We start from the raw sequence: 18908 nt of genomic DNA, 5'->3' as shown, positions 1-18908 counted from the left end.
TATCCGGTAGCGAGAAGTCCACCGTGAGAGACGGTTTCGACACGCCCCTCGCCTAGCGGCTCGGGGCTGCTCAACCAGCGGTAGGGGGGTACGCCCTCGGGACGGCTCAACCAGCGGAGAGCTCAGCACATTTCCCGCGCACCCGTCGAAAGTCGGGACCGCGCAAGTTCTTTGATAACTCCATAGTGTGAACCGGCAGGCAACCAAAGCAATCCACCCGCCACCACAGCATCGGCGCCAGGGTCGAGGACGTCGAGATGTGGTGGCGGGTGGCTCGGCCCCCCGCCCGAGGTCAGTTGTAGTGCGGGTTGTTGAACACCGGGATCTCGATGTTGATCGGCATCCGTAGTTCCGACATGTAGAACAGCACGAACTGGCGCAAGAACTCGTCGATCAACCAGTACGCTTCCCGCGGCATGCCGACGTTCAGCAACCCCTCACGGATGGCCACGTAAGGGCCCCAAGCAGTTTCGAGGAGCGGACTCCAGACAGGCTCACGGGGGATGTTCAGCCAGTCGGCGGGTTTGTCGCCCAAGACGAAGCGGGTCAGCGCACCCAGGACCGGGCGAGAGAGGAGACTCAGATCGAGGTTGCGGCCGAGATCCAGGAGTGTGTCGGCGAGCTTGATGCCTTCCGGTGTGGGCGCCAGAATCGGGTCGAGCACCTGCTTGGCCTGGGAATCCGCGGTGTGCCAAGAGTTCGGGATGTACTCATCCTGGACGCCGAGCATGTGCGCGGTGAGCTGCCACGAGTGCAGGAAGCCCGCCGATTCGTCGGCGGCGATCGGCACGTTCCACTTCTTGAAGTTGCGCATGACGCTGGTCGGCAAGCTGTGCCAGGTGACCATGATGTCGGCCTGACTGATCGGCTTTTTCTCGGTCGCGACGTGCTCCCACCACGGCGATTGGGGGAGAAGGTGGCGGACCGCGGCGTGGGCAAGTCGTGTCTTGACGCAGGTCACCACCATCTCGCCGTCGGGCTGATAGGCGTTGAGGGAACCGATGTCGTAGCCGAGCTTGGCCGTCTTGGTGATGCGGTCCTTTAGATCCCAGCCGCCCTTGGAGTAGTACACCGCGCGGGCTTCGCGGGGGATGATTGTGCTCATCATGCCGCTGGCGAAGCCGTAGAGGACCCCGAGGTAGGTGCCGCGTTTCTGATTGAACTTGACCGCGGTGGCGAGCTTGCCCTGATCGGTCCACTTGGGCATCGTCTTGGCGTGCTCGAGGAAGTCGCGCAAGTCCTTCGGCAGGCCGGCAGGCAACGGCTGGCCGTTCTTCGTCCATGACCGCAGGATGCGGTTGACCTCGGGCACCTGGCCGCGGTCGAGGAGCTTGGCGATGATCGGGTCGGCTTCGTCGTCCCATACCTGCTTCGGGTCCGCGCCTCTACCCGCTCCGGGTACTGACCCGCTGGGTTTCCACGTCCATGGCGCAGCTTGCGCCGGTGCGCCGACGGCCAGGGCCGCTCCCGCTGCTCCGATAGCCCCCCCGGCCTTGAGTACCGTGCGCCTGTTCAGATCTTCCATTGATCTCGTGTTCCTTGTCCCCGACGGACGCCTCGATCGCTTCCGTAGTCGAATCATGCTGGGCTGCAGCGTGAAATCTCCCATGGCTGAGGGAGCCCTCGTGCTGCCTGTACTCGCTCGGACGACCCCCGACACCGACCGTACGAATCTGAGCACATGGTGCATCTGAATACGCGCGCATTCAGATGCACCTGAGTATGCTCCGCTGCCAATGTGCTGTCAATCACTTTGCCGATTTGGCGTGAGGCACGTGCCCAGCCCCGGATCTGTCAGACTGGATCGCACCATGGCACCGACGAGCCGCCCCTATAACGGGGTCGACACCGGGGAGCGAGTGGCTCAGCGACACGAGCGGCTCCTCCAGGTCGGCCTGGACATTCTCGGTGATCCGCTGGGCGACGACGATCTGACACTGCGCACCATCTGTGGTCGCGCACAGCTGGCCCAGCGCTACTTCTACGAGAGCTTCACCGACAAAGACGAGTTCGCGGCCGCCGTCTACGACTGGGCGCTGGCCAAGGTGGTCATGTCCGTTCAGAAGGCGCTGGCCGAGGCGACCTTCGTCGACGGCGCGCGCGTCGGACTCACCCAGCTGATCGAAACCGTCGCCGACGATCGTCGGATCGGCGAGCTGCTGTTCAGCCCGCACCAGGTCAACACCGTCATCGTGGCCAAGCGCTTCGAATCGACGGGGCTGTTCGTGCAACTGTTCAGTAAGCAGGTGCGCCACGAGTTCCGGCTTGATGGCGCCGGTCGCGCACCCCTGGTTTCGCACTTCCTTGTCGGCGGCGTGGCCCAGGCGATCGGCGCGTGGCTCAACGGGGAGGTTGACGTGACCCAGCAGGAACTCGTCGACGAGTTGGTGGAGATGTTGACGGTGCAGGGTGTAGGGCGGTTTGAGTGATCGCGCTCGGGGCCCTTCGTGACGCTCGCTCGTCCCTCGCGGGCTCCTCAGGGATCGTGGGGTGACGCTCGCTCGTAGTCAGTCGGGAGTGTCGAGCCGACCGGACATTCTTTGAACCCCACGGAACAGTGCGCCGTGGTCGAGACTGCCGTCGCCGTTGGCCCGCGCCGAGGCCATCAGGGTGGCCATCAGTGAGCCGAGCGGGGTGACCACCCCGGCCTCGCGGGCCGCAGCGGTCACATTGCCGAGATCCTTGTGGTGCAGATCGATTCGTGCCCCGGGGGCGAAGTCTCGCGCGATCATCCGGTGGGCCTTCTGGGTGAGAACGGTCGAACCGGCGAGGACCTGCACCGCGGCCGCAGCGTCGACGCCGCAGGCCTCGAGGAAGACGATTGCCTCGGCGACGGCCTGGATATTGGCAGCCACGATCAACTGATTGGCGGCCTTGACTGTCTGCCCGCTGCCACTCGGTCCGACGTGCACCACCGTTTTGCCCACCGCATCCAGCACCGGGCGGGCACGGTCGAAGGCGTCCGCGGTGCCACCCACCATGATCGACAGGGAGCCGCCGATCGCACCCTCCTCGCCGCCGGACACCGGCGCATCAAGCATCGAGAATCCTTGCGTGGCAGCGTCGTCGGCGAGTCGGGTGGCGACGTCGGGGCGGATACTGGAGAAGTCGACGATCACCGTGCCCGGCGTGGCATGGGCGAAGACACCGTCGTCGCCGGTGAGGACATCCTCGACGTCGGGGGAGTCGGGCACCATCAGCGCCACGACGTCAGCGCCGTCGATGGCATCAGCGATCGAATCGGCTGCGGTGCCACCGGCATTGACCAGATCCTCCGCGCGCGACCGAGTCCGATTGAAGCCGATGACCGTATGTCCGGCACGGACCATATTGATGGCCATCGGACTGCCCATCACTCCGAGTCCGATGAAAGCGACTGTGGCCATGCGATATTCCTCCTCAACGGTCGACCGGGACGGGGAAGCCCGGCACCCAATCGAACGTGGTGGCGCGGGTGGCGATGTACTCCAGGCTGATCCACCCGCCGTAGCCATGCGCGATGAGCGTATTCACATACCCTGCCAGGTCGAGGGCTCCGGTACCCGGCTCGCCCCGGCCGGGTGCGTCGGCGATCTGTACGTGTCCTATCCGATCGATGCGCTCGTTGAGGACGTGGTCGAGGTTCTCCCCATTGGTGGCGAGGTGATAGAGGTCGGCGAGGAGTCGTAGATTGTCTACGCCGTGATCGTGGCGGACGCGGTCGATTACTCCGATCGCATCGTCGGCGAGGGTGAGCGGGTAGTCCGGTATGCCACTGACGGGTTCGACCAACACGTCGGCGCCGATTGCGGCGGCCGCAGTGCCGGCGAACGCGAGATTCTCGGCGGCCAACGCGTCCTGAGTTTCCGGCGCAAGGCCATCGATTCGGTTGCCGTACAACGCATTGAAGCCAACCGTCGCCAATTGTTCGCCGATCGCGACGGCCACCGCAACGCTGTCGCGGAACTCACTCGACGTCTGCGGATGCGACAACAAACCTCGCTGGCCGGCGGAGAGGTCGCCCGCCGCGAAGTTCAGGTGGGTGAGCCGCACGCCGGCATCGTCGATCGCCGTGATGAACGCGTCGACGTCGCGGTCGGCGGGAACTGCGGTCTCAAACGGCCACCAGAACTCGACCGCACCGAAACCCGCATCGCGCGCGGCCTGCGGTCGCTGCAGCAACGGGAGATCGGTCAGCAGGATCGAGCAGTTGACGGTCAGGCGGTCGGTGTCCACAACGAAACCGTCACCGAGCGGGCGCCGAGGCGCGGCTGAGGTCGACGACGGTCATCCGGTCACTGTATCGGGCCGGTGGCCCGCTCAGCGTAGGTAAAGCCGCACCCGGTCCAATTCGTCGCGGAGTACTCGGATCTCCTCGACAGTGGGGATCGGAGTGCGGGACACATCCGCCGAGACCTGTAGATCCCAACCGGTTGCCGCTCGCACCTGGTCGACGGTCACACCCTCGTGAATGCTGGTGAGCTGCAGTTCCGCAAACGGGTCATCGCGGGACAGCACACCCAATGGGGTGAACACACGGGTGACACCGCGACCACGCGGCATGATTCCGTCGCCGGCCTCCCGCGCCCGGACCGGGCTCGGGGAGGTGCAGAAGTCCAACTCCGCGGGGAAGGCTCCGGGATCGTGGCGACGCATGATGACGAACACCTCGTGCGCATTGGGCATGATCTCGACGGCACCGCCGCCACCAGGCAAGCGCACGGTGGGCTGGTCCCAGTCGCCGATGATGCTGGTGTTGAGGCTGCCGTACTTGTCGATCTGCGCGGCGCCGAGGAACCCCACGTCGACGTTGCCGCCTTGCAGGACGTAGCCGAACAGTGCGGGCATCGAGATCACCGACTCGGCGCCGGAAACGACCACGGAGTCGGCGATGCCCTCGGCCATCGCAGCAGGGTGCGCTCCGCAGACGCCGGACTCGTAGATCATCTCGGCGTCGGGATTCCACAGTCGTTTGGCGAGGTCGACAGCCAGGGTGGGTAGCCCGACGCCGGCGAAAACCTTTTCCCGACCGACCAATTCGCGGGCCGCAACGGCGACGATGGTCTCGGTGATCGTGGGTTCGTCGGTCGTGCTGGACGCGGCAGAGATGGTCATCGTCGGCTCCCGTAGTTCACCGGGTCGGAGTAGCGGGGTTCGACCCGAAGGTCGTTCCAGTACTCCTCACCGAGTTTCTCCAAATATTCGGTGTGGTCGTGCAGGTCATGGACCCATTCCTTCAGCCACGTCTGCAGTTGCTGAGCGTCCTTGCTGATCGCGGTCCATCGGCGGTAGAAGCCGCAGTCGCGGTCGTAGTACCCCTGGGCGTAGGACGGGTGGGCGCCGCGTGGGCAGTGGACGACGGCGTCGACCGCGTGGGACGGAATCAGAGTGCGACTGGGATCCGAGCGGATCACCTGATCATCGACGATCTCTTCGACGACGACGATGGCCCGACGTGCTGCGTACACGGCCTCCTGCTGAATACCCGAGATGCCCCAGATCTGTGCGTTGCCGGCGCGATCGGCGCGCTGGGCCTGAATGATCGTGACATCCGGATTCAGCGGTGGCACAACGTACACACTGCCCTCGCCGAAGGGATCCTCGACGAGTCGGATATTCGGATTGACCTTGGGCAGGTCGCTGCCGGCGTAAGACCGGAGGGGGAAGAACGGGAGTCCGGCGGCCCCGGCCTGATAGCGGCACACCATTCCGTAGTGGCTGTATTCCTCGACCTCGAGTCGCTCGGGATCGTGGCGTTCAATGCGTCGCCGCAGTTCATGCAGCGACCCGGCCGAACCGCTTGCGAAGAACGAGGCGACGAGCTTGGAGACGCAGCCGGCGGCGACCAACTGATCGGAGACGATGTCGGGCGTCATGCGGCAGAGCGTGAGATCCCGTCGCTCCTGTCGAATGATCTCGTGCGCCGCGGCGAACGGGATGAGGTGGGAAAATCCTTCGAGCGCAACGGTCATACCGTCGTGCACGTGAGTGGCGATGGCCTCGCGCATGCTCGTTGTCTTGTCGGCTGCCATGTGTCCTCCGATGCCGGGAATCCGGTCGCGTGATCTATGTCTCGTAGTCTGGCATGTCGATTACCTGCAGTCCAATACAAAAACTGTCACCCATTGATTCTCCTCGTGCAATAATCTGGGTCGTGGAGATTCATCAGATCACCGCCTTTCTCGCGGTCGCCGACGAGTTGCATTTCGGTCGTGCCGCGCAGCGATTGCGAGTGGCGCAGCCGCCGTTGAGTCGAACCATCAAGCAGCTCGAAAAGGAGTTGGGTGCAGAGCTTTTCGTACGCAGTACCCGTCGCGTGCAATTGACCGAGGCGGGTGCCGCGCTGGTGGGTCCCGCTCAGCGGATTCTCGATGACTGCCGGCTGGCCGAGCTCGCGGTCGCGACGTCGGGGCGCGGGAGGACGGGGCGGGTGCGTGTGGGATTCGCCGGGTCGTCGTCGCATCAGTTGGTGGCCACGTGGGCGAGGTTGGTGCGGCGCACTCACCCCGGCATCGAACTGGTCCTCGACAGTTCGGCGTACGCGGCCGAAGCGCTGAACAAGCTCCTCGACGGCACCTACGATATTGCCCTGGCGCGGTGGATGTTTGACCCGCCGGCCATCACGTCGCGGGTGATCGCGCACGAGCAGATCGTCATCGGGCTGCCACGGGCCCATCGTCTCGCCGACGACGATGCGGTTGCGATGGGTGACCTGGCGGACGAGAGGTGGGTGACACTACCGGCGGACCCTGGATCGGTCACCCGAGATCTGTTGGTGCGCTTCGCGTATGAAGCCGGGTTTGTACCGCGGATCGTGCAGTCCGCCCCGGATTCGTTCTCCCTCACTGCGCTCGTCGCCGCCGAGGTGGGCGCGACGCTGACGGTGTCGTCGGTGGCCGGCAACATCACCAACGACGACGTGGTGTTCCTGCCGCTGCGTGATGCGCCGGTCCTTGATGTTCGGCTCGCGTGGCGAGAGGACAACGAGAGTCCCGCCACCCACGAGGTGCTGCGGTTATCGGAGGAGGCATTGCCCTCGGTGCCTCCGACGGACTGAACAAGCCCACGAGCCGAGGTAGCGCTGCTGCCTCGGCTCGCGGGGACTGAGAAACGGATCAGCTGGTTTCGGCGAGATGATCGCCTGCCGACAGCCGTGACGTGGTCATCGGTGCCGGAGTGGGTGACGGCGGATTCTCCGTGCTGCCGTTCAGCTCGATCTCGTCCTCACGCTCCGCGCTGGACATCTCGCCGACCCGGTATCCGGTGCGGTTCAACAGGAGCAGGGTGCACACGAGGGAAACCAGCGCATAGGAAGCCGACACGATCGCGACACCGATGATGTTGCCCGACGAGTTGTAGAGCCACTGCGCCAGCACCGGGGTACCACCGCCGACCACCAGCGAGCACAGTTGGTAGGACAACGACAGGCCGGTGTAGCGAATCCTGGTGGGGAAGGCGCGGGCGAGCAACCCGGCGATGGCGCCGTAGAACAGTGAATGCGGGATCGTGGCGAGACACATGCCGATGACGGCGATGGAAAACACCTCGGTCTTGATCGCGAAGAACATCGCCGGCATCAGGATGAACTCGGGAATCACGATGAGGCAGATGGCTTTCCGCATGTCCATGCGAGAGACCAGCACCGCGCCGAACGGTTGCACCACGAGCTGGACCACCAATGCGATGGCGATGACCGCGAGGAAGGTGCCGCGTGTGTAACCGAGGGAGTTCGTCGCCCACGACAGCGCGAAGGTGTTCTTGAAGTAGGTGACCTGGGCCAGCGGCAGGGTTCCGGCGCCGATCAGCACCAACAACCAGTGCTTGCGCAGCACCTCCTTGATCGGCAGCTTCACCGTCTTGTTCTGCTTCAGCACCGATTTCATCGCATCGGATTCCTCCAGCTTGAGCCGGATCACCAGACCCACGATCACCAGGACGGCGGAGAACAGGAACGGGATGCGCCAGCCCCAGCTGACGAAGGCCGGCGTCGGCACCGCCGACAGGATGAAGAATGCGAGGGTCGCCAACAGGTTGCCGGCGGGCGAACCCTGTTGCGCGAACGCCGAATACAGGATGCCCTTGCCCTTCGGCGCGTTCTCGCTGGCGACCAGGACTGCGCCGCCCCACTCACCACCGACCGCGACACCCTGGATGACGCGCAGTGTGACCAGCAGGATCGGTGCCCAGACACCGATCTGCGCATAGGTCGGCAGGAAGCCGATGCCGGCCGTCGCAACGCCCATCATGAGCAGAGTGATGACGAGGGTGGTCTTGCGGCCGATGCGGTCACCGAGGTGCCCGAACAGAATGCCGCCGATGGGGCGGGCGAGGAATCCGGCCCACAGCGTCACGAAGGCCAACAGCGTGCCGACGCCGGCGGGCAGGTCGTCGGGGAAGAAGATCTTGCCGAACACCAGCGCGGCCGCGGTGCCGTAGATGTAGAAGTCGTACCACTCGATCGTGGTGCCGATGAATGCCGCGATCCCGGCCCGGCGGGCCTTTCTCGTGACGTCGTCCGGAGCCGTCGTCGTGCTCATGTTCGCTACCTCCCAGCTCGCCGTGCGATGTGGTGCACGTCTCAATGAGGCTGACAGACGACGACCTTGACTGTCCAATACCTAATCAATCGTGATTTCTTCCTATCTGGGTATCAATAATGATTGCGACGGGCGTCTCACTAGGAGGGTCTGTGTTTCGTGACAATAAACAGCGCCGTCATCCTCCGGTAATACGCAGACCGTTTCATATTGAGGGACAAAGTTTCCTGTTAAGAATCTGGCCATGTTTCCAGATCCGTCGATCCAGAGGAGAACAACAATGACCATCGACAGCGCCCAGGCCTTGGAGTTTCGCGTGACAAGCGACGCGTGGAAGTCGCTGCCGAAGATGCCCGACGCCGAGTATCCCGGCACCGAGGGATTCATCGGTGACGTCTACGAGAACCCGGACGGCAGCACCATGTGCAGCGGATTCTTCGAACTCCGCAATACCGATGCCCCGCTCTACTACGAGTACGAATACGACGAGATGAAGGTCGTCCTCGAAGGTGAGTTCCTCCTGGAGAACAAGGAGACCGGACAGAAGACGGTGGCCAAGGCCAAGGACGCCATCTTCTTTCCGAAGGGCTCCAAGATCTACTTCAGCACGCCCGACTATGCGCTCGCGTTCTACACCGGCCACCGCGACGCGACGCTGCTCTGAACCGCAATGGCGCAGATCGACGTCTCCAGCATCCCTGATTGGGCGCGCCCAGCATCGTCGACCACGGACGGGCTGCCGGATTTCGGCGGCCGATCGTATGTGGTCGTCAGCGTGGGTGACGAGGCCGCAGCGATGGTCGAGCGCTGGACACCACAGTTGCCTCACGACATCGAGGTGAGCCGAGTGGTCGCCGACGACAGCGCCGACGCCGCCGACGAACTCCGAGTGCAGCTCGCGTCGGCGACCGTCGGGGTACGCGTCGTGCTCGCCGGCCCGGCCGGCGCCTGCCTGCACCTGCGGGGTGTCGCGACAACAGCCGGACTCGAGGATGACGAGATCCACGTGACCCGCTGCGGTGCCGGACCGATCGAGATCTTCTGCTCGCATTGTCGCGAAACCACGGTCGCCGTCGCCGACGTCGATGACCTCGTCGACTGCGCCGGGTGCGGGCGGTCGTTGCTCGTCTACCACCACGTCTCCCGTCGATCGGGCCGATACCTCGGCTTCATGGTCGACGCCGAGACCCCGACCGCGCCGACATCCGACAAGGAGTCTGTCCCATGACCGCCATCGCGCCCGACGACATGACGAATGCGATCGCACGTCCCGCCGGCACACTCGACCTCGTGATCACCTCGATCACCGAGCAGACGCCGGCCATTCGCACGTTCACCGTCGCCGCCGCCGACGGCCACGAGTTGCCCGCCTTCATCCCCGGTAGTCACCTCGTGGTCCACGCGGGCCCACATGTCAACGCCTACAGCCTGACCAACGACGGCGTGCGCCCTACCGAGTACACCATCTCGGTGCTCCGGATCGCCGACGGCAACGGTGGTTCCGTGTGGCTCCACGACGTCGCGCGAGTCGGCGACCCGATCACCGTCGGCCTCCCGCGCAGCGCCTTCGCGCCGATTGCCCGCGCACGGAAGCACTTGCTCATCGCCGGCGGGATCGGGGTCACGCCGATCTTGTCCCACGCTCGGGCCGCGCGACGCTGGGGACGTGACATCCAGTTGCTCTACACATTTCGGCCGGGCCATGCCGCACATATGCACGACCTGGTCGAGCTGACCGGACGGTCGACCGAACTGTTCACCGACCGGATGACCTTCGCCGAGCGGCTCGACGTCGCGCTGACCGAGCAACCCGTCGGCACCCATCTCTACACCTGCGGTCCGGCCGCGATGATCGACCACGTGATCGGCGCGGCGGTGGCCGCGGGATGGCCGCAGTCCCGGATTCACCACGAACGCTTCGGCATCGACGCACTGGACGCCGGAGACCCGTTCACCGTGCGGCTCACCGAATCGGGTCGCGTGGTCGAAGTTCCGTCGGGCACCAGCCTCCTGGAGTCCCTGGAGGACAACGGAATAGCCGTGAAGAATCGGTGCCGCCAAGGCGTCTGCGGTGAATGCCGGATTCCGGTCACCGCCGGACGGCCGATCCACCGCGACCTGTACCTCAGCGATGAGGAGAAGAACGCCTGCACCGCACTCATGCCCTGTGTCTCCCGCGCCGAAGCCGGCGCCGTCCTGGAGGTCCCGCTGTGACCGTCACCGCCACCGAACATGCTCTCGTCGAGAGCTTTCCATTTCCGTTCGTCGACGACACGTATCGCTACAGCACCAACGTCGAGCCGGCGGCCAGCGCCGTCGAGACCGCGGGTGGGCAGTGGGGCGAGACGGTCATCGTGATCGACGACGAATACCACGACGAACTCCGGCAACGTGCAGAGATACTCGAAGCCGATCCGAGCCGGTATGCCGTGCTCCCGCACATGCAGCCGGCCGCATGGGATGCGATGCTCACCATCATGCGCGAGCTGTCGCTGGCGCAACCGGAACAGATGCGGTTGACGGCACTCGGCACCGACACCTGGCGGTGGGAGAACGACCTGCTCGACATCGCGCAGGACTTCAGCTACGGCGACAGCACCTCACTGCCCGAGGAACCTTTGCGCTACATCACCTCTCAAGTCCAAGAGGACATCGCACTGCTCGACCAGCGCAGCGGATCGCTGTTCGTCGACGCCGGTCTGATCACCTTCGCGGCCGACTGGAGCTTCGGCTTCGACGTCGGGATGAGTTTCCTCGAGATCCACGGCCCGGTACCGCGGGTACGTACCGAGGGAGTGATCACCCGGGCCCACGAATTCCTGAAACGCCTTCAGCCACACGAGCCCTACCGGCGCACCAACTGGACGATGACGATCGGCCGGCGCCTGGACGTCTCCACCGAGCGCTATCCCGAGTGGGGCCCCGACCGTGAGATGATCGGGAACGTCGACGACGAGACCTTCGGGCGCCTCGTGCACCTACGCGTCGAGGTGCAGCATCTGATCCGACTGCCCGATTCGGGCGCGATCATGTTCCTCATCCGGACCTACCTGCTGCCCCTCGAGCAGCTGGCGACCGTGGAGGCATGGCGTCATCGGACCGCGGAAGTACTGGCGGAACTCCCCGATGACATGGCGGACTACAAGGGAATCATCAAGTACCGCAACCGTTCTGCCGACTGGCTACGGGCCGCGGCACCCACGACGCCGAGCTCCCGGCACCCCGGCCTGCCGCGATGGCCCACAACGCCGGCGGAGGTCGATCCGTCGGCCGCAGCGTTTCTGATCGTTGCGGTAGGACACGATCCGCTGACCGCTCAGGTGTCGCGCACCTGGGTGGCCGCTGCCGAGATCGCCGCGCCGACTCGGCTTCTCGTGCTCGATACCGTTGAACAGGAGACCGATCGGCGCGCCCTGGTCGCTGCCCTGGGAGAGGCCGTGACAGGAACACGGATCATGATCGCCGGTGGACAATACGACGTTCTCGTCGCGCTCGCGGCGGCGCGTGCGGCCGGGGCCATCGCCGACGAGCTGAGCTCGTTTGTCACCGACGCCAGTGACCTACCGCTCTACTGCGCGCACTGCCGTCACACCTACCGGACCACCGGAGTTCCCGGTGATGTCGTCGAGTGCCGGGGCTGTGCACGGCAAGTGGAGATCCACTCGCATCATTCGGCCACCCGGGGAGCCTTTCTCGCTTCCGCTGCCGACGCGCAGGAGCTGTGACCGATGACCACCAGCACCGCACATCTGCACCCCGGCTACCGCACCGATGTCCGGACCGTTCGCGTGGTCGAGGTCTCGCCCCTCACCCCGGATATCACCCACTTCCGGTTCGCACCTGAGGTCGCCGAGAGTCCGCTGACCCCATACCAACCGGGTAGTCACCTCATCGTGACCGCAGGTGACACACGCAATGCGTATTCGCTCGTCGACGACGGGGTGCTGCCCACGTCCTATGGCATCTCGGTGTTGCGCAAAGGCTCTGGAGGAGGATCCGAGTGGCTGCACACCACTCTCGTCGAGGGTGCGACGATTGAGATCGAAGGTCCACGTTCCATGTTCGCCCCGGTCTTGGATCAGCGGCACGCGTTGCTGGTCGCCGGCGGGATCGGCGTGACACCCATTTTGTCCCACGCCCGGGCCGCGATGCGTGCGGGCACGAGCCTGGACATCGTGTACTCCTATCGACCCGGTCACGCCGCGCACCTCGATGACCTCAGGGCGCTCGCCGAGCGGTCCGGTGTCGCTCTCTATGAAGCCACCTCTGTCGAGGAGACCATCGACACCCTCGTCGAACGCCTTGCGGCACAACCGCTTGGCTCGCACGCCTACGCGTGCGGACCGGCACCCCTGCTCGAGAGCTATCAGACGCTGGCGGCTGCGGCCGGATGGCCGAGCGCTCGGGTGCATCTCGAGCGATTCGCTGCGCCCGAACAAGATCCGGGCGATCCGTTCACCGTGACGCTCGCCGATGGTGCCGTGCTCGATGTCCCGTCCGGCGTGTCGCTCCTGCAGCGACTGCTGGATCACGGTGTGGCGGTGCCGAATCTATGTCGTCAGGGCGTGTGTGGCGAATGCCGGATCCCGGTGCGTTCGGGCACTGTCATCCATCGTGACTTCGTCCTCGACGAGGACGAGCGACGCACGGGTGAATCCATGCTGTGCTGCGTGTCCCGCGGCCATGACCTCGAGGTAGAGCTATGACCCTTGCCGCCCAACCGGATGCCGCGACAGTGCGCGACTACCTGGCACAACCCGTCGACCATTTGTCGAATCTTCCCTGGCCGTTTCCGGACGAACTCGCCGAATTCTCATACAGTGTCAACGTCGAGCCGGCCCGAGTTCCCCGCCGCACCCGGGGCGGGGAATGGGGACGCCACCTCGTCGACCTCGGCGGCGCCGAGTATCCGGCCATCATGGCCGAGCGACGCCGCATCCTCGACGCCGACCCGTCTCGGGTGCGGATTCGCCGGGGGATGGAACTCGCGTGCTGGGACCTGCTGCTCTACTATCTGCGCGATCTTGATCTCGCCTATCCCGAGACCATGCATCTGACCGAACTCGGTGATGGCCGATTCCGTTGGCACAATGAGCTTTTGGGTACCTGCGCCGAGTTCGTCCTCGGTGATGACGCCACGCTCCCGGGTGGCCCGTTGGATTTCCTGGCGCGCGAGGTACCCGACGATCTGCTCCTCGTCGTCGACCGCGACGGGCGACTCTACTTCGACGCCGGACTCGTGACCTTTGCCGCTGCCTGGTCGGTGTCTTTCGATGTCGGCATGGACATGTACGAAATCCATGCGCCCGTACCGGGTCTCATCCGGGACGGGATCGTTGCCCGGGCCGAACAGTTCCTGCGGCATCTGCCCGCCGACCAGGTGTACCGGCGGGTGAATTGGACGCTGTCGGCATCGGATTCGCCCAAACTCGACGTGAGCCTCGAAGCGCTTCCCGAGTGGGGCCGGGACATCCCGGCCATGGTCCGCGACCGCGACTTCGGTCGGGCCCGACTACGGATCGAGCTCGAACACTTTGTGCGCCTGCCGATGTCCGGTGCGGTCACGTTCAACATCCGGACATTCATGGCCTCCCTCGAGGAGATTCGACGGATTCCGGAGTGGGCAGATCAACTCGCCACCGTCATCGAAACGCTCGATGAGAAGATCGCGGCCTACAAAGGCTTTCTCGACTACCGCGACGATGTCGTCGCCTATCTCCGCGGACACTGACGTCCGCACACCCCAGAACATCCGATTCTCGATCGAAGGAACACCCATGGAAGCCATGCTCTCCGCGCACGCGGATCTGTCGTGGATGCTGGCCGCATTCGTCTTCGTCTTACTCATGTTTCCCGGCCTCGCCCTGTATTACGGCGGCATGGTCGGCTCCCGCAACGTCCTCAACATGATGACGATGGTCCTGGCCACGCTCGGTATCACCTGCGTCATCTATGTCCTCTACGGGTACGGGATGGTATCGGGTCCGTCTGTCGGCGGCTGGGGCATCATCGGCAACCCCGCGGACTACATCGGCCTCGGCAAATACCTGTCCGATGACGGCTCCGGCGGTATCCAGGTGCTCTACATCGCGGCCTGGTTCATTCTGTTCGCCGCCATCACCGTGGCGATCGTCGCCAGCGGGGCCGCCGGACGGATGAAGTTCTCGGCATGGCTGGTGTTCGTCCCGATCTGGCTCACCCTCGTGTATTTCCCGGTGGCCCACTGGATCTTCGCTGCCGACGGTGACGGCTACCAGGGCGGTTTCCTCCTCAACGACATCAAGGTCCACGACTTCGCCGGCGGCACCGCCGTCCACATGAACTCCGGTGTCGCCGCGTTGGCCCTGGCCATGGTGCTCGGAGCACGGCGTCGCCGTGCCGAACGTCCGCACAATGTGCCGCTGGCGCTACTCGGCGGCGGCATCCTCTGGTTCGGCTGGTTCGGGTTCAACGGCAGCTGCGCGGGTGGTTCCAACTTCGTCACGCAGTTTGTCATCCTCAACACCCTGCTCGCCGGGGGTGCGGGCATGCTCGGATTTGCGGTGATCGAACGACTCCGGGAAGGTCACGTCACCTCGCTGGGCATGATGACCGGCGTCATCGCCGGACTCGTCGGCATCACGCCGTCGGCCAACACCATGACCCCCGTCGGCGCACTCGGAGTGGGTCTCGCGGCGAGCGCAGTGGTCGCTGTGTTCCTCAGCATGAAGAGCAAGTTCAAGGTCGACGACACGCTCGACGCATTTGTGGTCCACGGGATCGGCGGCATCGTCGGAACCCTGTGCATCGTGCTCTTCGCGTCCGGATCGGCCCCCGCAGGGGTGACCGGCATCCTGCTCGGCGGAGGCTTCGACGTGGTCTGGCGCGAACTCGCCGGCATCGTGATCACCTGCACCTTCTCGTTCGTGATGACCTGGCTGATCGCCAAGGCGCTGGATAAGACGATCGGGCTGCGGGTCGACGAGGAGACCGAGGTCGTCGGCCTGGACTCGACGATCCACGCCGAGACCGCTTATGAGATCCCCGCGGCCGGTGTCGGCCACGCGTCGGGTCTCAGTGAGGCGATGCTCGCGCGGATGCCCGCAGGCGCACCGGGGGAGAAGGCGCCGACTGCTTGACTTTGCCCTATTGACAACGTGCCCATCACCTTTCGGTGGTGGGCACGTTGCTTCCTTTTCGCTGTTCATCGGATGCCTCCTTTCGACCAGCGTCGGGCTCGCTTCGCTCACTCTTCGCGCTCAAGGAGCGGGGGAGGGCAGGGGGCTCAAGGGCGGGAAGGGCGTCGGGCTCGAGGAGCGCATGGCCCAGATCGACACCCACCGCTCACGCCCACGAAACACCACGGCAATAAACAAGCGGTCTACTTTCAGTAGACAAAAGTTCACAAGAGTAGTCATACTGATTTCGACCCCCACACCAAGCGGAGACACACCATGACCGACACCCACGACCTCGCCGACCTTTGTGCGGCCTCGGGGACAAAGTTCATCCTCGCGCTGTTCGTCGACCTCCGCGGAAAGCCGTGCGCCAAGCTGGTGCCGGTCGAGGCCATCGATGAACTCGCCACCGACGGCGTCGGTTTCGCCGGCTACGCGGTCGGCGCGATGGGGCAGGAGCCCAAGGACCCTGACCTGGTTGCGATCCCGGATCCCGCCTCCTTCCTGCCGATTCCCTTCATCAAAGAGGGACTGGCGATCGTCCACTGCGACCCGCATGTCGAGGGCAAGCCGTGGCCGTTCGCACCCCGCAACATCCTCAAGGCGCTCATCGCCCAGGCTGCCGACGCCGGGTTCGAGCCGTGGGTCGGTGCCGAGGTCGAGTACTTCCTTCTCAAGCGCGCCGCCGACGGCTCACTCGTCACTGCCGACGCCGCCGACGACTCATCGCAGCCCTGCTACGACGTCCGGGGCCTCACCCGCATGTACGAACACCTGACATCGGTGTCCACCGCCATGAACCAGCTCGGGTGGGGCAACTACGCCAACGATCACGAGGACGGCAACGGCCAGTTCGAGCAGAACTTCGCCTACTCGGACGCGCTGACCACCGCCGACCGGGTGGTGACCCTGCGCTACCTGCTCTCCACCATCGCCGCCGAGCGCGGCATGATCGCCACCTTCATGCCCAAGCCCTTCGCCGAACGCACCGGCTCCGGCCTGCACCTGCACCTCTCGCTGACCTCCGCCGGCACCCCGGTGTTCCCGGAGAACGGCGACGACGAGCGCGGTCTCGGATTGTCGCCCACCGCTTATGGTTTCGTCGGAGGCGTGCTCGAACACGCCTGCGCCCTGCAAGCGGTTATGGCGCCAACGGTCAACTCCTACAAGCGAACCGGAGCCACGGCCACCCGGTCCGGTGCGTCCTGGGCGCCACGCAAGGCGACCTACGGTGGCAACGACCGCACACACTATGTCCGCGTGCCGGATCAGCAGCGCGTCGAGCTGCGTGGCGGTGACGGCTCGGCCAACCCCTACCTCGCCATCGCCGCAGCCCTCGGTGCAGGCCTCGACGGGGTCAAGCGGAGTCTCGACCCAGGCGCCCTCGGTAGCTGCCCCTCGCACGTCTCCGACCTCCCGCTCACCCTCCTGCACGCCGTCGACGCGCTCGATGCCGACCCGGTGATCACCGGGGTGCTCGACGCCGCCACGCCCGACGACTGGCCGCAGGATGCGCAGAGCGTCTCCGCATACTTCGCGCACCTCAAGCGCGACGAGTTCTTCGACTGGCACTCCGCTGTCTCGCCGTGGGAGGTCGATCAGTACCTCACCGCGTTCTGACAGAACCACTTTCGATCACGACCAAGCAAAGGAACACCAATGTGTGGAATCGTCGGGCTGCACCTGCGCAACCCTGATCTCTACCCGCAACTCGGCGCCCTGCTGAGCGGCATGCTCTGCGAAATGCAAGACCGCGGAGCCGATTCGGCCGGCATCGCCGTCTACGGCAACCCCCAGTGGTCACCAGCCGGCCACGGCTGCATCAGCCTCCTCGGAGTGGACACCGACCACACCGCGGCCGCCACCGAGGTGGCCGCCGCGCTCGGTGCTGCGGTGGCCGCACAGCGCGTCGACGACACTCTGGTCCTGTCGGCGGCAGTGCCGTCCGAGGAACTACTCGTCGCAGCCCGCGCCACCTTCCCGACCGCGCTCGTCGCCGGCTTCGGCTCCGACCTCACCGTTCTCAAAGGTGTCGGCACACCGACGTCGCTCAGCCAATCCTGGGGTCTCGCTTCGGCTTCGGGGTGGCAAGGTGTCGGACACACCCGCATGGCCACCGAATCCGCCGTCACCCCGTCAGGTGCGCATCCCTACGCTGTCGGTCCGGAGCAGTGCCTGGTGCACAATGGTTCGTTCGCCAACCACGCCACCATCCGTCGCGAACTCCGCTCGCAGGGTGTCGTTTTCGACAGCGAGAACGACACCGAGGTGGGGGCACGCTTCGTCGCGCAGCAGCTCGCCGCCGGACGCGACGTCGAAACCGCGCTCAAGGAACTCTGCGCCACCTTCGACGGGTTCTACACGCTCCTGGTCTCCAATCGCGACTCGTTCGCCGTGGTCCGAGACGCCATCGCCTGCAAGCCCGCCGTCATCGCCGAGACCGACGACTGGGTCGCGATGGCCAGTGAATACCGCGCTCTGGCACACCTGCCGGGCGTCGAAAACGCCCGCATCTGGGAACCGGAACCGGAGGTAGTCTACGCATGGACACGCTGAGCCCCAACCACTTCGACCTCGCCACCACCACGCTGCGTGAGGTGAACTCCGCACTGCACGGCGACATCTCGGGCGAGGTCACCATCGACAACCCCGCGGGCGCCCACAACGTCGCCGCCGGACTCAACGCCCCGGTCAAGGTCACCGTCAACGGCCACGTCGGCTACTACGCCGCCGGCATGAATCAGCAGGCCGAGGTCGTCATCGAGGGCAACGCCGGCACCGGTGTCGCGGAGAACATGATGAGCGGCACCGTCGTCGTCAAGGGCAACGCATCCCAGTCGGCCGGTGCCACCGCACACGGCGGACTGCTCGTCATCGAAGGCGACGCCGCCGCCCGCTGCGGCATCTCGATGAAGGGCGTCGACATCGTGATCGGCGGCAACGTCGGCCACAACAGCGCCTTCATGGCGCAGGCTGGGCGGCTGGTCATCCGCGGCGACGTCGGCGACGGACTCGGCGACTCCATCTACGAGACCCGAATCTATGTGCGCGGCACCGTCAAATCGCTGGGGGCCGACTGCATCGCCAAGCCGATGCGTGACGAGCACCTCGAGGAACTCGCCGGACTGCTCAAGGCCGCCGGGTTCAAGGACGACGACCCGAAGTCCTACACCCGCTACGGATCGGCCCGCGAGCTCTACCACTTCCACGTCGACAACGCCGCCGCGTACTGAGA

Annotated in this window: 18 protein-coding genes; 12 read left to right on the top strand and 6 right to left on the bottom strand. The window is 65.2% G+C overall.

What is annotated here, in order from left to right; genetic code table 11:
• Positions 1-292 precede the first annotated feature (292 nt).
• Complete coding sequence (locus AAFP30_RS11590; protein ID WP_419230049.1) at positions 293-1525, bottom strand: oxygenase MpaB family protein; 1233 nt, start codon at positions 1523-1525, stop codon at positions 293-295.
• Positions 1526-1811: 286 nt separating this feature from the next.
• On the opposite strand from AAFP30_RS11590, the gene AAFP30_RS11585 reads away from it, so the two are divergent.
• Positions 1812-2429, top strand: coding sequence for a TetR/AcrR family transcriptional regulator (locus AAFP30_RS11585; protein WP_419230048.1), 618 nt, complete (start codon positions 1812-1814; stop codon positions 2427-2429).
• A 78-nt stretch (positions 2430-2507) separates the two neighbouring features.
• On the opposite strand, the gene AAFP30_RS11580 is transcribed toward AAFP30_RS11585, so the two are convergent.
• From AAFP30_RS11580 to AAFP30_RS11565, 4 genes are all read right to left on the bottom strand, one after another.
• Complete coding sequence (locus tag AAFP30_RS11580; protein WP_419230047.1) at positions 2508-3386, bottom strand: 2-hydroxy-3-oxopropionate reductase; 879 nt, start codon at positions 3384-3386, stop codon at positions 2508-2510.
• A 13-nt stretch (positions 3387-3399) separates the two neighbouring features.
• Complete coding sequence (locus AAFP30_RS11575) at positions 3400-4215, bottom strand: hydroxypyruvate isomerase family protein (RefSeq protein ID WP_419230046.1); 816 nt, start codon at positions 4213-4215, stop codon at positions 3400-3402.
• Positions 4216-4299: 84 nt separating this feature from the next.
• Positions 4300-5094, bottom strand: coding sequence for a CoA-transferase subunit beta (locus AAFP30_RS11570; protein WP_419230045.1), 795 nt, complete (start codon positions 5092-5094; stop codon positions 4300-4302).
• Positions 5091-6011, bottom strand: a complete 921-nt coding sequence (locus tag AAFP30_RS11565) for a CoA transferase subunit A (RefSeq protein WP_419230044.1) — start codon at positions 6009-6011, stop codon at positions 5091-5093. Before AAFP30_RS11565 ends, AAFP30_RS11570 begins: the two co-directional genes overlap by 4 nt.
• Positions 6012-6133: 122 nt before the next feature.
• Here AAFP30_RS11565 and AAFP30_RS11560 point away from each other — a divergent pair, with 122 nt between their 5' ends.
• On the top strand, positions 6134-7036 hold the full coding sequence (locus AAFP30_RS11560; protein ID WP_419230043.1) for a LysR family transcriptional regulator: 903 nt from the start codon (positions 6134-6136) through the stop codon (positions 7034-7036).
• Between the two features lie 58 nt (positions 7037-7094).
• Here the strand turns inward: AAFP30_RS11560 and AAFP30_RS11555 are convergent, their stop codons facing one another.
• Positions 7095-8516, bottom strand: coding sequence for an MFS transporter (locus tag AAFP30_RS11555; RefSeq protein ID WP_419230042.1), 1422 nt, complete (start codon positions 8514-8516; stop codon positions 7095-7097).
• A 280-nt stretch (positions 8517-8796) separates the two neighbouring features.
• On the opposite strand from AAFP30_RS11555, the gene AAFP30_RS11550 reads away from it, so the two are divergent.
• The 10 genes from AAFP30_RS11550 (at position 8797) to AAFP30_RS11505 (ending at position 18906) form a co-directional block, all read left to right on the top strand.
• Positions 8797-9180, top strand: coding sequence for an ethanolamine utilization protein (locus AAFP30_RS11550; protein WP_419230041.1), 384 nt, complete (start codon positions 8797-8799; stop codon positions 9178-9180).
• A gap of 6 nt (positions 9181-9186) precedes the next feature.
• A complete protein-coding gene (locus AAFP30_RS11545; protein WP_419230040.1) occupies positions 9187-9744 on the top strand; it encodes a dimethylamine monooxygenase subunit DmmA family protein in 558 nt (185 codons plus the stop codon).
• Positions 9741-10730, top strand: a complete 990-nt coding sequence (locus tag AAFP30_RS11540) for a PDR/VanB family oxidoreductase (protein ID WP_419230039.1) — start codon at positions 9741-9743, stop codon at positions 10728-10730. The genes AAFP30_RS11545 and AAFP30_RS11540 overlap by 4 nt, the downstream gene beginning before the upstream one ends.
• Complete coding sequence (locus AAFP30_RS11535; protein WP_419230038.1) at positions 10727-12241, top strand: heme-dependent oxidative N-demethylase subunit alpha family protein; 1515 nt, start codon at positions 10727-10729, stop codon at positions 12239-12241. Before AAFP30_RS11540 ends, AAFP30_RS11535 begins: the two co-directional genes overlap by 4 nt.
• A 3-nt stretch (positions 12242-12244) precedes the next feature.
• Positions 12245-13222 (top strand): PDR/VanB family oxidoreductase, encoded by a 978-nt coding sequence (locus AAFP30_RS11530; protein WP_419230037.1) that lies wholly within the window; start codon positions 12245-12247, stop codon positions 13220-13222.
• Complete coding sequence (locus tag AAFP30_RS11525; RefSeq protein ID WP_419230036.1) at positions 13219-14247, top strand: heme-dependent oxidative N-demethylase family protein; 1029 nt, start codon at positions 13219-13221, stop codon at positions 14245-14247. Before AAFP30_RS11530 ends, AAFP30_RS11525 begins: the two co-directional genes overlap by 4 nt.
• A gap of 46 nt (positions 14248-14293) precedes the next feature.
• Entirely contained in the window at positions 14294-15634 is a 1341-nt protein-coding gene (locus AAFP30_RS11520; protein ID WP_419230035.1) for an ammonium transporter, read from the top strand.
• 315 nt (positions 15635-15949) lie between these two features.
• A complete protein-coding gene (gene glnT, locus AAFP30_RS11515; RefSeq protein ID WP_419230034.1) occupies positions 15950-17293 on the top strand; it encodes a type III glutamate--ammonia ligase in 1344 nt (447 codons plus the stop codon).
• Between the two features lie 39 nt (positions 17294-17332).
• A complete protein-coding gene (locus AAFP30_RS11510) occupies positions 17333-18229 on the top strand; it encodes a glutamine amidotransferase (RefSeq protein WP_419230033.1) in 897 nt (298 codons plus the stop codon).
• Complete coding sequence (locus tag AAFP30_RS11505; protein ID WP_419230032.1) at positions 18217-18906, top strand: protein glxC; 690 nt, start codon at positions 18217-18219, stop codon at positions 18904-18906. Before AAFP30_RS11510 ends, AAFP30_RS11505 begins: the two co-directional genes overlap by 13 nt.
• Positions 18907-18908 lie beyond the last annotated feature (2 nt).

It is taken from the genome of Gordonia sp. CPCC 205515 (assembly GCF_048537925.1).
Classification (GTDB): domain Bacteria; phylum Actinomycetota; class Actinomycetes; order Mycobacteriales; family Mycobacteriaceae; genus Gordonia.
The sequence above is the reverse complement of the archived record's forward strand: the minus strand, read 5'-3'. Positions and strand labels throughout refer to the sequence as shown.